This window comes from Loktanella sp. IMCC34160 (assembly GCF_004145845.1).
Taxonomy (GTDB): domain Bacteria; phylum Pseudomonadota; class Alphaproteobacteria; order Rhodobacterales; family Rhodobacteraceae; genus SELP01.
Map to the genome: position 1 here is coordinate 150,611 of NZ_SELP01000007.1, position 14,397 is coordinate 165,007.

11 protein-coding genes and 1 pseudogene are annotated in these 14,397 nt (G+C 60.0%); 8 read left to right on the forward strand and 4 right to left on the reverse strand.

What is annotated here, in order from left to right; translation table 11 throughout:
* Nucleotides 1–56: 56 nt before the first annotated feature.
* Complete coding sequence (locus tag EU803_RS16690; RefSeq protein WP_129684939.1) at nucleotides 57–380, forward strand: ribbon-helix-helix domain-containing protein; 324 nt, start codon at nucleotides 57–59, stop codon at nucleotides 378–380.
* On the forward strand, nucleotides 377–1,522 hold the full coding sequence (locus EU803_RS16695) for a DNA cytosine methyltransferase (protein ID WP_129684941.1): 1,146 nt from the start codon (nucleotides 377–379) through the stop codon (nucleotides 1,520–1,522). Before EU803_RS16690 ends, EU803_RS16695 begins: the two co-directional genes overlap by 4 nt.
* Before the next feature lie 24 nt (nucleotides 1,523–1,546).
* On the opposite strand, the gene EU803_RS16700 is transcribed toward EU803_RS16695, so the two are convergent.
* A complete protein-coding gene (locus tag EU803_RS16700; RefSeq protein WP_129684943.1) occupies nucleotides 1,547–2,488 on the reverse strand; it encodes a restriction endonuclease in 942 nt (313 codons plus the stop codon).
* 26 nt (nucleotides 2,489–2,514) lie between these two features.
* A complete protein-coding gene (locus EU803_RS16705; protein WP_129684945.1) occupies nucleotides 2,515–3,444 on the reverse strand; it encodes a NotI family restriction endonuclease in 930 nt (309 codons plus the stop codon).
* Between the two features lie 63 nt (nucleotides 3,445–3,507).
* On the opposite strand from EU803_RS16705, the gene EU803_RS16710 reads away from it, so the two are divergent.
* Together EU803_RS16710 and EU803_RS16715 are read left to right on the forward strand one after the other, a co-directional pair.
* Nucleotides 3,508–3,972, forward strand: coding sequence for a very short patch repair endonuclease (locus EU803_RS16710; protein ID WP_129685019.1), 465 nt, complete (start codon nucleotides 3,508–3,510; stop codon nucleotides 3,970–3,972).
* Between the two features lie 86 nt (nucleotides 3,973–4,058).
* Complete coding sequence (locus EU803_RS16715) at nucleotides 4,059–5,237, forward strand: site-specific integrase (RefSeq protein ID WP_129684947.1); 1,179 nt, start codon at nucleotides 4,059–4,061, stop codon at nucleotides 5,235–5,237.
* 412 nt (nucleotides 5,238–5,649) lie between these two features.
* On the opposite strand, the gene gatB is transcribed toward EU803_RS16715, so the two are convergent.
* Entirely contained in the window at nucleotides 5,650–7,164 is a 1,515-nt protein-coding gene (gatB, locus tag EU803_RS16720; RefSeq protein ID WP_129684949.1) for an Asp-tRNA(Asn)/Glu-tRNA(Gln) amidotransferase subunit GatB, read from the reverse strand.
* A 124-nt stretch (nucleotides 7,165–7,288) separates the two neighbouring features.
* Here gatB and EU803_RS16725 point away from each other — a divergent pair, with 124 nt between their 5' ends.
* A complete protein-coding gene (locus EU803_RS16725) occupies nucleotides 7,289–8,074 on the forward strand; it encodes a transglycosylase SLT domain-containing protein (RefSeq protein WP_242494400.1) in 786 nt (261 codons plus the stop codon).
* Here the strand turns inward: EU803_RS16725 and pepN are convergent.
* Nucleotides 8,071–10,626 carry an aminopeptidase N gene (pepN, locus tag EU803_RS16730; protein ID WP_129684951.1) on the reverse strand — a complete coding sequence of 852 codons (2,556 nt, stop codon included), beginning with the start codon at nucleotides 10,624–10,626 and terminating at the stop codon, nucleotides 8,071–8,073. The genes EU803_RS16725 and pepN overlap by 4 nt on opposite strands.
* A 197-nt stretch (nucleotides 10,627–10,823) precedes the next feature.
* On the opposite strand from pepN, the gene EU803_RS16735 reads away from it, so the two are divergent.
* From EU803_RS16735 to EU803_RS16745, 3 genes and pseudogenes are all read left to right on the forward strand, one after another.
* On the forward strand, nucleotides 10,824–12,971 hold the full coding sequence (locus tag EU803_RS16735; protein WP_129684953.1) for a malate synthase G: 2,148 nt from the start codon (nucleotides 10,824–10,826) through the stop codon (nucleotides 12,969–12,971).
* 62 nt (nucleotides 12,972–13,033) lie between these two features.
* A pseudogene (locus EU803_RS16740) lies at nucleotides 13,034–13,874 on the forward strand (gamma-glutamyl-gamma-aminobutyrate hydrolase family protein).
* Nucleotides 13,875–13,925: 51 nt separating this feature from the next.
* A complete protein-coding gene (locus EU803_RS16745) occupies nucleotides 13,926–14,360 on the forward strand; it encodes a c-type cytochrome (protein ID WP_129684957.1) in 435 nt (144 codons plus the stop codon).
* The last annotated feature ends 37 nt before the right edge of the window (nucleotides 14,361–14,397 follow it).

Below are 14,397 nucleotides of genomic sequence, written 5' to 3' on the forward strand. Positions count from 1 at the left end.
TGAAGCTGCCCCGCAGCACCAACAATGTGGTATTTTAATACCTCATTGCAACGCAAATGTCAATCCAACTGTGGTTTCGGTCGATGTTTGGGGCGATGATTTCTGGTGACAACATCATCAAAGTGATGCACTATGCGGAAAATCGCACCGCAGGAACAAAGCCGGAACATACCTTGGCAGCCGCTCAAAAATCATCTAGGGTCACAGTCTCATTCACTGACAGTGACCACGATTTGTTAACCCAGATTGCTGAGGATAGGGATGTGTCGCTTTCGTGGGTGATACGGCAGGCCGTTTCCGAGTATCTTGACCGGAATCGGCATGAGGAACCGGGTTTGCCGCTACCCAGACCGGCGACCGGACGAAGGGGACCACAATGAACCGACCAACTGCAATCGACCTGTTCTGCGGCGCAGGCGGCCTGTCCGAGGGGCTTCGCCAAGCTGGGTATTCTATCGTTGCCGGTAACGATATTGACCCATTCGCTGGGGCTACGTTCGTCGCAACACACAAAGAAGCATATTTCCTAGAAGGGTCCATTCGGGACCTTGATGCATCCGATTTCCTAAAAGCCACTGGCCTGAAAAAGGGCGAGTTGGATTGTCTTGCGGGAGGACCGCCCTGTCAGGGGTATTCGGTCTACAACCATCAGCGCGGTATGCACGATGAACGTAGCCATTTGTTCCGCGAATACCTTCGGATTGTGGAAGGCCTCATGCCGAAATGGCTTGTGATGGAAAACGTCACCGGGATCATGTCCGCCGGTGAAGGCGAAGCGTTCCAAGGCGTTTTGGCCGGGATCAAGGAACTTGGCTACAACGTCGAAGCGCAAATCCTTCGTGCCGAAGACTACGGCATTCCGCAGGAACGCCGCCGCGTAGTGTTCATCGCAAACCGGATTGGGCTGCCTATCGTCTGGCCTGAAAGGACGCACGGTGAGGGGTTATCGCCGTTGACGACAATCCACGACGCCCTGTCAGACCTCCCCAGCCTCAGCAACGGCGAAGACGCCGGTGTATGCGGCTATGCGTCGGAACCGAAGTCAGACTACCAGCGCGAGTTGCGGGCCGGTTCAAATGCCGTCTACAACCATGCCGCGCCGCGCCTTGGCGCTATTAATATCGAGCGGATGCAGCATATCCCGCAAGGCGGTAGCTGGCGCGATATTCCATTTGATTTGCTACCTGCCGGGATGAAGCGAGCCAAACGCAGCGACCATACAAAGCGATATGGTCGGATGAAGTGGGACGAACAGTCCTGCACAGTCTTGACCAAGTGCGACGTACACTGGGGTGCCTACATCCACCCCGAACAGGATCGTAGCATTACTGTGCGTGAAGCGGCCCGAATTCAATCTTTCCCTGATTGGTTCCGGTTCGAAGGTCCACGAACCGAACAATACGTTCAGGTTGGAAATGCGGTACCCCCGATGTTGGGCAGGAAGATCGGTGAAGCAATACTCTTTGCAGAATCTGCCCTTGCTGATACCCGCGAAAACGAACTGGTTGCGTCCCTTGGATAGCGTCGAGACGAATTTGCTAAGCGCTTAGTAGCCCAATCCGCCAAGGAAAGCGGGAATTCCCGAAAGCGTCTTCACTCGTTCCCGCTCGTTTGTGGAAAGGTCCCGTGCCACGTAGGGATAGACCTGCAGAAGGAATTCCTTCAACGCTTCAAAGGCCTCGTCGGAATACGTCACACCAGACCGCAATTCATTCATGATGCTCATCGTCCATTTGACGTAGATTGTTGGCATCATCACGTCGGAAATGTCTTCCCAGCCGTCAATTAATCTTTCATCCCTCATTCGGTCTTTCAAAACGCGATCACAATGACCACGACACGTCCAGAATACGTGGTGGTAACTATCTGGTCGAGAATAGTCACCGTCCTTCATTTCCTGCCAGAGCGTTACAATTCCCTTGTCGTCCTGTTCCAACAACTCTTTATCGCAAACGTGGCACCTTAGTGATGACTGGTCCGCGAAAATTTTGGCTGGGCTTGGGTTTTCAGTTTTCCATACCGCCAAAGATTCCGGAAAGTACCTCTCGGCGATTTCAAGACCCTTTGCGGAATGCAGGAGTTCACCTTCAATCCGTTCCCGGTCAAACACCTGAGTTTCGATATTGAGGCCCGCAAGAATCCCACCAAGCCCGGCGCTTGGTAAAGTCGAGTAGAAACCAAGGAAGCCTTGGCACTTATTGGCGGCTACGCGGTCCTGAATATTGGAATCGTCCGCAGGGCTAACAGACTTCCCGCTGAACGCTTTGTGCTTGCAGCTAACCAACCATCTTAGAACTGTTTCGCCCCCAACGCCGGTACGCCGCTCTTCGACAATTAGGTCTTTCCCGCCGTCGGCGCCCCGATCAGGTGCAGCGACAACTGTAAAACCAATGAAGCTGAGTACATCCCTCGCAAACAGTTCAAAGGTATCCTGCCGTCCGTCCGCAACATGCGCCTCAGGAATTTCTTTGAAATCAAGAACCGGCATTTTCAAACCTCAACGAATTCTCTGAACTACCGATTCAAGGCGTTTCGGATTGCAGCAGCATAAACATCCGCGTCCGGAAGATTCATAGGCGACGTAAACGCCAAGGCCACTTGGTCAACGGTTGTCGTGAACTGACCATGCAATGTCATGGTACGATGGGTTCCCGCTGCTCCCTCTACACCAAGTTCATAGCTTCGAAACGTAATCGTACCTTGTCCGGGGCGGTAGTCGTGCAGATGACCCCCTAGCCGGTCGCGGATACGATCATAGACCTGTTTCGGGCAGACGAAGAACAGGCCCTTGCGGCAAAGCTCTTCCCGGCGCAGAACATGGCCCTTGTAGATCAACTGGGGCAGGATGCGCTTGTTCACGTTCTCCCAATTCATTCCGGCGTTGCTGAAACCGGGAATTCTGCCAGACGCGTCAGCATATGCCCTTCCCTGAAAGAACGTTTCGGATTGGTCGCGGTAGCTGCCTGTGGTGTCGATTGTCTGGACCTCGACGGCGATAATCTCGCTCAGATCGCCAGCAGCATCGAGCCGGGCCAGCACCCAATCAACGTAATAGGCACTGGCCGTCTTGGCTCCCTTCCCCTTCGGGCGCGGCAACGGTAGCTCCTTTCCCCAATACTTCCCGAATACAACAACTTCGTTCCCGGTGAGAGGATCGCCCAGCCCGGCAATTCGGTCCTGTGCTTCATTCGGGCGGATTAGGGTGCATCCCGAACCGAAGGCCTCTTGGGCCAAGTCTTTCAGTGCAAGGAAGCCCTCCCCGTACATCCGATTTGGGCAGCATATGACGGGCTCCGCAAGTGTCAGCGGCTCAACCGAACACGCGCCGTGTTCAGGTTTTATGCACTTCCCGTCCACGAAGGGACACTTCAGTCCCTCAACGTAGGGGCGCGCTGCCGGGTCCAGTGGGGTGAACCCGAAGAACTCGGTCACTTTTAACGCCATGTGGGCATGAATACATGTTGCGAGTCTGGTATCAATGCCCAATTCAACCGCAGAATGTTGACCATGGATCGTGTATCACCCGAAACCCGCTCAGAGAACATGCGGCGGATCAAGTCTAACAAATCCGCACCAGAAATGCGCGTGCGCCGACTGTGCCATGCAATGGGTTACCGGTATCGGCTGCACCGGAAGGACTTGCCCGGTAAACCAGACCTCGTGTTTCCGTCACGTAGGGCAGTCCTTTTCGTCCACGGGTGCTTTTGGCATCAGCACGATGCGTCGGATTGCAAACGGACAAACCGGCCCAAATCAAATTCAGCCTATTGGCAAGGCAAACTTGCCCGCAATGTAGAGCGGGATGCAAAGAACACAGCCACGCTAATAGATGCAGGTTGGCGCGTCTTGGTGATCTGGGAATGTGAAACTGTGAACAGAGAGGGCATAAGAGCACGTGTCACGGATTTCCTTGGCCCCCCGGGCAATGGGATGCCCCAAAACGCACTACCGTTTCCAGCCAAGCAATTCTGAATTTCCACAAACCTGCCATGAAGTGACCTCAATCTGTGGCACGGGATGCGCTACCATCACCGACACATAAGTATCAGGGGTGATTCATGGCAAAAGTGATTAAGTTGAAGCGGAAGGAAAAGCCGTACGCCGTCCGCTGGAAGAACGGTGAAAAGGAGGTGCAGGAGGCTTTCGACACACGTGCGGAGGCTGAGCTATTTCGATCTCAGAAAAACATTGACACCGCGAAGGACCGCAAGCGCAAAAGGCCTCGCAAGACAGGAGAAAACCCTACTTTCAAAGCCGTAGCTCAATCCTACCTTACAGTAAAAGAGCATCCACGGCGTGGCGATCCCATCGCACCGATCACATTGAGGGTGTACGAGTCCTATTTGCGGGAACGGATTTACCCGGCAATTGGGAGCGTCCTGATTGCAAACGTCAGCAGGCAGCACTTTGAAGAGGTTTACGATACATGCGTTTTGGCCGGTTTTTCCCGAAAGACGCGCAAGGAGACGTTGCGTCTGATCACTGCGGTACTGAAACACGCTAAGGCCTGTGACTACATCACTGAAGTCCCCTCACACGACATTGATACGTCGCCGACGAACAAGGAGAAAATCCGCGAACGCATGGAGCGCGACGAAAAGACTTACACTCCCGATGAAGTGTACACGATGCTGGCTGCGGCAGACAGTTTGGCACAGGATGACAAACTGCAAACTCGTCGCGTTTGGGCGAGGTATCGTCCAATGCTCTACTTCCTCGTTTATACCGGGACTCGAATTAGCGAAGCGCGTGGCTTCCCCAGAAAGGACTTCCTCCCGCGTGACGGAGTAATAAAGATCACCCAAAGCGCGCCGGAAAAAGGTGACGTAGGATACGTGAAAACGGCTGATGCTGTGCGGGATATTCCTCTCCACCCGATCCTTGAAGAAGTCCTCAAGGAATGGCTTGGGGACCATAGCCGAATATTGGCTTTTGGCACCGAAAGTGACGTTCCGATCTGCGGTAGCAATTTGTACTCACGCATGCTCGAACCGCTCAAGGAACGTGCTGACGCCTTGGCGGAATCAAAGTCGGACCCGAGGTTTGTTAGAGTGAGCCGAAACCGCGCCTTCCATGCATTTAGGCATCACTACGCATCCCGCTTGGTGAAGAAAGGTGCGAACCTAAAAGAATTACAAACGCTCATGGGACACGCGACGGCAGCAATCACACTGGATACCTACGCTCACCTCTTTGAAGGTGATCAACGGGAGCTTGTAACGACTCTGGTGATTTGATCCCGGACAGTTTCAAAATGGCACACCGCAACGAACCCGCGCCGCCACGCAAGGGCTGGTGACCCTTGTCAACAGTATTTAGGGGTGATGTAAGGGTGACCAAGCGCACCGAAAGAAAGATGGTAACACCTTGTTTCGGAACGATTTATTCTTATGTGACTTTATGGATTGAAAATCCTCGTGTCGGTGGTTCGATTCCGCCCCCGGGCACCACTTCCAAAGACCCGATAGTATCGTTCCGGATCGTCCGTTGGGGCAACAGGTGTTAGCGGGAGCGGTCGAAGAATCCCGTTTGATCTGCCGTATCTTCAGTGGAAGATCGTTCTGATTGTGGACGGCAGGACCCATCCCCAGAAAGCACAAACCGCCGCGGGTTTGCCACGGCGGTTTGCGTTCGTCAGTTTGATTACGCTTATTCGATCCCGAGCTTGGCCTTCACGAGGCTGTCGACGGCTTTGGGGTTGGCCTTGCCACCGGTAGCCTTCATCACCTGGCCCACGAACCAGCCGGCCAGCTTGGGGTTCTGTTGCGCCTTTTCCACCTGACCGGGATTCGCGGCGATCACCTCGTCCACGGCCGCCTCGATCGCGCCGGTGTCGGTGACCTGCTTCATGCCGCGCTCTTCGACGATGGCTTCGGGGTCCCCGCCTTCGGTATAGATGATCTCGAACAGGTCTTTGGCGATCTTGCCGGAAATGGCGTCCGACGAAATGAGGCCGACGATCTTGCCCAGCTGTTCGGGCGTGACCGGGCTCTCCTCGATCGTGTGGTCTTCTTTCTTCAACCGGCCGAACAGCTCGTTGATGACCCAGTTGGCGGCCAGCTTGCCATCGCGCCCCTCGGCCACTTTTTCGAAATAGGCGGCATTGGCGACCTCGGCGGTCAGCACCGATGCGTCATAGTCCGACAGGCCGAAGTCATTGATGAACCGGGCCTTCTTGGCATCGGGCAGTTCCGGCAGGCGGGCGGCGATGTCGTCCACCCAAGCTTGCTCGATCTCGAGCGGCAGCAGGTCCGGATCGGGGAAGTAGCGGTAATCATGCGCCTCTTCCTTGGACCGCATTGACCGGGTTTCGTTCTTGTCCGGGTCATAGAGCCGGGTTTCCTGATCCACCTTGCCGCCGTCTTCAAGGATGGCGATCTGGCGCCGCGCCTCGTAGTCGATGGCGGCCTGAATGAACCGCATGGAGTTCATGTTCTTGATCTCGCACCGGGTGCCGAGGTGGCCGAAATCCTGCGTCGCCTGATAGCGTTCATAATCGCCCGGACGGCAGACCGAGACGTTCACGTCGGCCCGCAGGTTGCCGTTCTGCATGTTCCCGTCGCAGGTGCCCAGATAACGCAGGATCTGGCGCAGTTTGACGACATAGGCGGCGGCCTCTTCCGGGCCGCGAATGTCGGGGCGGCTGACGATTTCCATCAGCGCCACGCCGGTCCGGTTCAGGTCGACGAAGGACATCGCCGGGTCCATGTCATGGATCGACTTGCCCGCGTCCTGTTCAAGGTGAATGCGTTCGATCCGCACCAGCCGCGCCATGCCGTTGCCCATCTCCACCAGGACCTCGCCTTCGCCCACGATGGGGTGATACAGCTGCGAAATCTGGTAGCCCTGCGGCAGGTCCGGGTAGAAATAGTTCTTCCGGTCGAAGGCAGAGAACAGGTTGATCTCGGCCTTCAGTCCAAGCCCCGTGCGCACCGCCATTTCAACGCAGCCTTCGTTGATGACGGGCAGCATGCCGGGCATGCCCGCGTCCACGAAGGCGACGTTGGAATTGGGTTCTGCGCCGAATTGGGTCGAGGCGCCGGAAAACAGCTTGGCCTTGGACGCGACCTGCGCGTGCACTTCCATCCCGATCACCAGTTCCCAATCGCCGGTGGCACCGGCAATCACCTTGGGTTTCGGGGAGTCATAGGTCAGGTCGAGCATGGGGCGGCGTCCTTCGGATTTTCGTTCCGCGTTGTCTAGGCCGAAGCGCGGTTTCCTGCAAGGGGCGGAGCCTATGCGAAATAAGGCTTGTCAGGGGGCGGGCAGGGGGCGCAGTCTGAGTTTCATGTTTGCTGTTCGGCTAATCCTTGGGGGGATGGTTGGGCTTTGGGTATTCAGTGCGGCGGTTTTCGCCGATCCCGACCAATCCGGCCTGCAACCCCCGCTGCTATCCGATGCGGCGGCGCTGCGCCTGTCTGCGGTCCGGCCGCAGGCGCGGCCCGTCTGGATGCTGCGCGGGCCGGTCGTGGTGAACGAAGGCCCGGCCAGTGTTCGGCCGCGTGCCCGGCCCCGATATCTGCCCGATGCCCGCTGGGACCACCGGCCCGGCGCGGCCCTGTGGACACGGGCCGCGATGTCGGCCCTTTCGGCGCATGGGGCGGCGATGGTCGATGTGGTGCCGCGTGATATCGCGGCGTGGTGTCCGGCCTATCCACAGAATCCACCCGACCGCCGCCGCGCCTTCTGGGTCGGGATGATGTCGGCACTGGCCCGGCACGAAAGCACATGGAACCCCGATGCCGTCGGCGGGGGCGGGAAATGGTATGGCCTGCTTCAGATCTACCCGGATACGGCCCGCCGCTATGGCTGCCGGGCGCGGACAGGGGAGGCCCTGAAAGATCCCGCCGACAACCTGTCTTGCGCGGCCCGGATCATGGCGGTCACCGTGACGCGGGATCAGGCCGTGGCGCTGCGCGACAGCCGCTGGCGCGGCGTGGCCGCCGATTGGGGGCCGATGACAAACCGATCGAAGATTGCGGAAATGCAGACATGGACACGGGCGCAGGATTATTGCCAACCGCAAGCCGCGGTCCTGACCAGCCTGCGCCCTGTCGCCCGGCCAAAAGGCTAAAGATCGCCCAGAATCCGTTCCGCCATTTCGCGGGTGTCCCGGCTCAGCCTGTCCTTGGCCATGATCCGTCCCAGGGCGGCTCGGATCTTGGCCTTGCGGTCCGCATCGTATCGCTTTGCAGATTGGAAGGCGGTGGTCATCCGCGCGGTGGTCTGGGGGTTGATGTCATCCAGTCGAATCAGCCAATCTGCCATCAGATCATAGCCACTGCCCGAGGCATGGTGGAACCCCGCCGCATTGCCCGACAGCGCCCCGAACACCGCGCGGAACCGGTTCGGGTTCTTCATGTCGAAATCGGGCCGCGTGGTCAGGGCCGCAACGGTTTCTGCCACCCGGTCGGGGGCGGCATGGGCCACCTGCATCCCGAACCAGCGGTCCATCACCAGCTTGTCGGCGGTCCACTTCGCCTCGAACGCGGCCAGTTCGTCCTGACCGGATCCGATCGACAAGAGCGCGCCAAGTGCGGCCTGCGACAGTGTCATGTTATCGGCGCGGGCGAACTGGGCGCGGGCGCGGGCGCCGCCGTCCGTCAGGGTCAGTAGCGACAGGGCTGCGTTGGTCAGCGCCCGCTTGCCGGCCGGTTCCGCGTCGGGCGAATAGGGGCCGTGCACTTGATGGCGGTCGTAAAGCGCTGCCAGCGTGCCGCCGCAGTGGGTGGCCACGGCGTTGCGCAGCGCCTCGCGCCGGTCGTGGATCAGCGCCGGATCGGGGGTCGTCCCGGCGTCGAACAGGCTTTGGGCCAGTTCATCCTCGGACGGGAGAGCCAGCAGAAAGGCGCGGAACGCCGGGTCAAGCGTTTCATCCGCAAGCGCCCGGTCCAGCGCATCCAGAAGGCCCGCATCCGGCGCGGCATCATCGCGGATCATCCGGGTCAGCGCGTCCAGCGCAAGGCTGCGCCCGGCCTCCCATTTGTTAAAGGGGTCGGTGTCATGGGCCAGAAGGAACGCCCGCTCCGCGTTCGTGGTGTCGCGCTGCAGGATCACCGGGGCGGAAAATCCGCGCAGGATCGACGGGACGGGCCGCGCGGCCAATCCTTCGAAGCGGAAACTTTGTTCAGCCCCGGACATTTCCAAAAGGGTGGTCGGCACCACCTCGTCCCCGTTCGGGTTCAACAGGCCCACGGCAATCGGGATCACCCGCGGGTCTTTGACCGGCTGACCGGGGGTCGGCTGCGTTTCCTGTTTGAAATTAAGGGTATAAGTGCCGTCTTTGAAGTCGTCCGTGACGGTCAGGCGCGGGGTGCCCGCCTGTTCGTACCAGCGTTTGAACTGGGTCAGGTCGCGCCCGGTGGCGTCTTCGAACACCTGCAACCAATCCTCGATCGTGGCTGCGTCCCCGTCATGCCGGTCAAAGTAAAGCGCCAGCGCCTTGTCATAGGCGGCGTCGCCGACCGGCAGCTTCAGCATCCGGATCACCTCGGCCCCTTTTTCATAGACCGTGGCGGTGTAGAAGTTGTTGATCTCGACGAAATGGTCGGGCCGGACGGGGTGGGCCAACGGGCCGTTGTCTTCCTTGAACTGATGCGCCCGCAGGACCAGCACATCGTCGATCCGCTTGACCGGTTCGGACCGCATGTCGGATGTGAACTGCTGATCGCGGAAAACCGTCAGCCCTTCCTTCAGACACAGTTGGAACCAGTCGCGGCAGGTGATCCGGTTGCCGGTCCAGTTGTGGAAATACTCGTGCGCGATGATGCCTTCGATCCGTTCGAAAATGGCATCGGTCGATGTGTCGGGCGAGGCAAGGACGCAGGAGGAGTTGAAGATGTTCAGCCCCTTGTTTTCCATCGCGCCCATGTTGAAATCGGAGACGGCGACGATGTTGAACACGTCCAGATCGTATTCCCGGCCATAGACCTCTTCGTCCCAGCGCATGGATTTCTTCAATGCCTCCATGCCAAAGGCGGTCTTGTGTGCCTCGTCCGCGCGGGTCCAGATGGCAAGCTCTACCTCACGGCCGGACAATGTGGTGAACCTATCCTTCAGCGCGACAAGGTCGCCTGCGACGAGCGCAAACAGATAGGCGGGCTTCGGCCAGGGATCGTCCCATTCCGCCCAGCCCGGCCCCTGTGCCACCGGGTTGCCGTTCGACAAAAGCACTGGCAGGTCGCTTTCGATCCGCACGGCAAAGGGGGCCATGACATCGGGGCGGTCCGGATAATAGGTGATCTTGCGGAACCCCTCGGCCTCGCATTGGGTGCAGAACATGCCGTTCGACAGGTAGAGCCCCTCAAGCGCGGTATTGGCGGCGGGGTCGATCTCGACCTCGGCCTCCCAGATGAACGGACCATCGGGCACATCGCAGGTCAGCCCCTCGTCGGTCAGGCTGGGTGTGACAAGCGTCCCGTCGATGCGTGCGCTGATCAGGGTCATGTCGGTGCCATGCAGGAAGAACGCACCGGGCGTTGCCGCCGGATTGGGACGGTACTCGATCCGCGACAGAACCCGCGTCGCGGTTGGCGACAGGCGGAAGGTCAGCTGCACCCGGTCCACGATCCAGCCGAAGGGCGTGTAATCTTTCAGGTAGATGGTCTGCGGGCTGGCGTCTTTCATCTGTGGCTCCTGTCGTTGTCGGGCCGACCCTAGGACCGGGCTTAGCTGCCCGCAAGCCGGGCCAACTGACAAAAAATCGCGAAAGCACTTTCCCGCTTTTTCGGGGGATGGTTTGGGTCGCGCGCGTTGTCGGGCGGTGGGCGATGCGCTACATCGGATGAAACCGCATACAGCGGTATGCATTTGCCGGAGGAACCATGACCGATCGCATCGAAAAGCACGGGCTGCAGGTGGCGGCCGAATTGGCGCAATTCATCGACGGGGCGGCCCTGCCCGGAACCGGGGTCGATCCGGATGCCTTCTGGCAAGGGTTTTCGTCGCTGGTCCATGATTTCGGCCCGCGCAACCGCGCCCTGCTGGACAAGCGCGAGGCGCTGCAAAGCCAGATCGACGATTGGCACATCGCGCATCGGGGCAAGCCGCATGACCACGAGGCCTACAAGGCCTTCCTGACCGAGATCGGCTATCTGCTGCCCGAAGGTGCGGATTTCGAGATCGACACCGCCAACGTAGACCCGGAAATCGCCAAGGTGCCCGGTCCGCAGCTGGTGGTGCCGATCACCAATGCCCGCTATGCGCTGAACGCCGCGAACGCCCGCTGGGGCAGCCTGTATGACTGTCTTTACGGGACCGATGCCATGGGTAGCCCCGCGCCGGCCGGTGGCTATGAGCGGGGCCGGGGCGCGCGGGTCGTTGCGCGGGCGCGCGTCTTCCTTGACGAAACCTTTCCCATCGAGGGCACCAGCCACGCCGACGTGCGCCGTTACCATGTGGAAAAGGGCCAGCTTCTGGTCGATGACCGGCCGTTGATCGACCCGTCGAAATTCGTGGGCTTCCGGGGCAACCCAAAGGCCCCCGACGCGATCCTGTTGCGCAACAACGGGCTGCATGTCGAACTGGTCTTCGACCGCGCCCATCCGATTGGCAGCCGGGATCAGGCGCTTCTGGCCGATGTGCGGCTGGAAAGCGCGATGTCGGCGATCATGGATTGCGAGGATTCCGTCGCCTGCGTCGATGCCGAGGACAAGGTGCAGGCCTATTCCAACTGGCTGGGCCTGATGCAGGGCAACCTGACCGAGGAAGTGTCGAAAGGCGGCAAAACCTTTACCCGCCGCCTGAACCCCGACCTGACCTATACCGCCCCCGATGGCGGCGAACTGGTTCTGAAGGGCCGGGCGCTGCTGTGGATCCGCAACGTGGGCCACCTGATGACCAATCCGGCGATCCTTGATCGCGACGGGAACGAAGCCTTTGAGGGGCTGATGGATGCGGCCATCACCACGCTGATCGCAATGCATGACCTGCAACGCGACAGCGGCAATTCGGTCCACGGATCGGTCTATGTGGTCAAGCCCAAGATGCACGGCCCGGAAGAGGTCGGCTTTGCCAGCGCCATATTCGATCACGTCGAAGACATGCTGGGCCTGCCGCGTCACACCGTGAAACTGGGTATCATGGACGAGGAACGGCGCACCTCGGTCAACCTCAAGGAATGTATCCGTGCCGCGAAATCGCGGGTGGCCTTCATCAACACCGGCTTTCTTGATCGCACCGGCGACGAGATCCACACCTCGATGGAAGCCGGGCCGTTCAGCCGCAAGGATTTCATCAAGCGCAAGGCCTGGATCGGCGGCTATGAAAACCGCAACGTCGATATCGGGCTGGAATGCGGCCTGTCTGGCCGCGCCCAGATCGGCAAGGGCATGTGGGCCATGCCCGATCTGATGGCGGCGATGCTGGAACAGAAGATCGAACATCCCAAGGCCGGGGCGAATTGTGCCTGGGTGCCGTCCCCCACCGCCGCCACGTTGCACGCGCTGCATTATCACAAGGTGGATGTTTTCGCCGTGCAGGCCAAGCTGCGCAAGGGCGGTCGCCGTGCCCATGTGGATACGATCCTCGATATCCCGCTGGCGACCTATCAGAAATGGACCCGCGACCAGATCCTGAGTGAGGTCGAGAACAACGCCCAGGGCATCCTTGGTTATGTGGTGCGCTGGATCGACGCCGGGATCGGCTGTTCCAAGGTGCCGGACATCCATGATGTCGGCCTGATGGAAGACCGCGCCACCTGCCGCATCTCGTCCCAGCATCTTGCCAACTGGCTGCACCATGGCATCGTGTCCGAGGCCGAGGTGATGACCGCCATGCAGAAGATGGCCACCGTGGTGGACCGGCAGAACGCAAGCGACCCGACCTACCGCCCCATGGCGCCCGAATTCGACGGAATCGCCTTTCAGGCCGCCTGCGATCTGGTGTTTCAGGGGCGGGTTCAGCCCTCGGGTTATACCGAACCGGTTTTGCACCGGCGGCGGCTGGAGTTGAAGGCGCAGCGCAACCATTGATCCTACAGCGGCGCGCGGTTTCGTGCGCCGCTGCACAAGGGCGTGTGACATTGCCCGCATATGTGCCTCTTCCCCGAGGCGCAGAGCGGCCCTATTCTCCTGTCAGGAATGGGAGACTACGGTATGACGCGCCCCGTGATCGGGATTATTGGTAATTCCTACCTTCTGGACGGCAGCTACCCCACCCATGCGGGCGGCACGATGAACTCTTGCGCGGTGGCGTCGGTGTCGAACGCGCTGCCGATGATCATCCCGGCGGACCCCGCGATGGTGCGGGTCGATGAACTGCTTGAAATCTGTGACGGTTTCCTGCTGACCGGCGGGCGCCCCAATGTCCACCCCGAGGAATATGGTGAGGCCGAGACCCCGGCCCACGGCGATTTCGACCGGTGCCGCGATGCGATCACCCTGCCGCTGATCCGGGCCTGTGTCGATCGGGGCCAGCCGTTCATGGGAATCTGCCGAGGCTTTCAAGAGGTCAACGTGGCCATGGGTGGGACGCTGTACCCGGAAATCCGCGACCTGCCGGGGCGCGATAACCACCGGATGCCGCCCGACGGCACCCTGGAAGAGAAATTCGCCCTGCGTCACGTCGTGTCCCTGACCGAAGGCGGGCCGTTCCACCGACTGTTCGGCGCGCGCGAGGTGATGACCAATACGCTGCACGGGCAGGGGATCAAGTCGCCGGGGTCCCGCGTGGTGATCGACGGCCACGCGCCCGATGGCACACCCGAGGCAATTTATATCGACGGCGCACCGGGGTTTACCATGTCGGTCCAATGGCATCCGGAATGGAACGCGGGCAGTGACCCGGTATCGCGCCCGCTGTTCGAAGCATTCGGTGCAGCGGCGCGGGACTGGCAACAGGCGAAAACAGCCCCACGCCTGCGCATGGGGGCTTGACCTTCCAGTGGGGGAACCCTGCAAACGGGCGCCAGAATGCAGGAGGAATGAATGAAGAAGAATATAATCTTCATTGGCGCGGCCGGGCTGGCCGCCGTCGCGGCTCTATCGGTTGTGATGGGACAGGGTAGGGTGGCCGAAGCGCAAACCGACCCCGCTGCCGCTGCGCCATTGGTCGAGGTAACAGTGCCGGAGATGCTGGGCGGCAACGCCGAGTTCGGTAAGCTGGCCTTTGATACCTACTGCGTCGATTGTCACGGGCAGAATGCCGCCGGGCGCGACGGTTATGGCCCGCCGCTGATTCACAAGATCTATGAACCGTCGCACCATGGCGACATGGCGTTCCTGCTGGCCGCCCGCAATGGCGTGCGGGCGCACCACTGGCGGTTTGGGGATATGCCCCCGGTCGAAGGAATTACAGAAGGCGAGGTCGCGGCGATTGTCGCCTATATCCGCCGTCTGCAACAGGTCAACGGGATCAACTGATCCCCCGCGCGGTCGCGCCGCGCGGGGGCAGGGGTGA

What these genes read in the sequence shown, in the direction of transcription:
- EU803_RS16690 (WP_129684939.1), top strand. Translation starts at nt 57, where the DNA reads ATGTCAATCCAACTGTGGTTTCGGTCGATGTTTGGGGCGATGATTTCT.
- EU803_RS16695 (WP_129684941.1), top strand. Translation starts at nt 377, where the DNA reads ATGAACCGACCAACTGCAATCGACCTGTTCTGCGGCGCAGGCGGCCTG.
- EU803_RS16700 (WP_129684943.1), bottom strand. Translation starts at nt 2,488, where the DNA reads ATGCCGGTTCTTGATTTCAAAGAAATTCCTGAGGCGCATGTTGCGGAC.
- EU803_RS16705 (WP_129684945.1), bottom strand. Translation starts at nt 3,444, where the DNA reads ATGGCGTTAAAAGTGACCGAGTTCTTCGGGTTCACCCCACTGGACCCG.
- EU803_RS16710 (WP_129685019.1), top strand. Translation starts at nt 3,508, where the DNA reads ATGGATCGTGTATCACCCGAAACCCGCTCAGAGAACATGCGGCGGATC.
- EU803_RS16715 (WP_129684947.1), top strand. Translation starts at nt 4,059, where the DNA reads ATGGCAAAAGTGATTAAGTTGAAGCGGAAGGAAAAGCCGTACGCCGTC.
- gatB (WP_129684949.1), bottom strand. Translation starts at nt 7,164, where the DNA reads ATGCTCGACCTGACCTATGACTCCCCGAAACCCAAGGTGATTGCCGGT.
- EU803_RS16725 (WP_242494400.1), top strand. Translation starts at nt 7,289, where the DNA reads ATGTTTGCTGTTCGGCTAATCCTTGGGGGGATGGTTGGGCTTTGGGTA.
- pepN (WP_129684951.1), bottom strand. Translation starts at nt 10,626, where the DNA reads ATGAAAGACGCCAGCCCGCAGACCATCTACCTGAAAGATTACACGCCC.
- EU803_RS16735 (WP_129684953.1), top strand. Translation starts at nt 10,824, where the DNA reads ATGACCGATCGCATCGAAAAGCACGGGCTGCAGGTGGCGGCCGAATTG.
- EU803_RS16745 (WP_129684957.1), top strand. Translation starts at nt 13,926, where the DNA reads ATGAAGAAGAATATAATCTTCATTGGCGCGGCCGGGCTGGCCGCCGTC.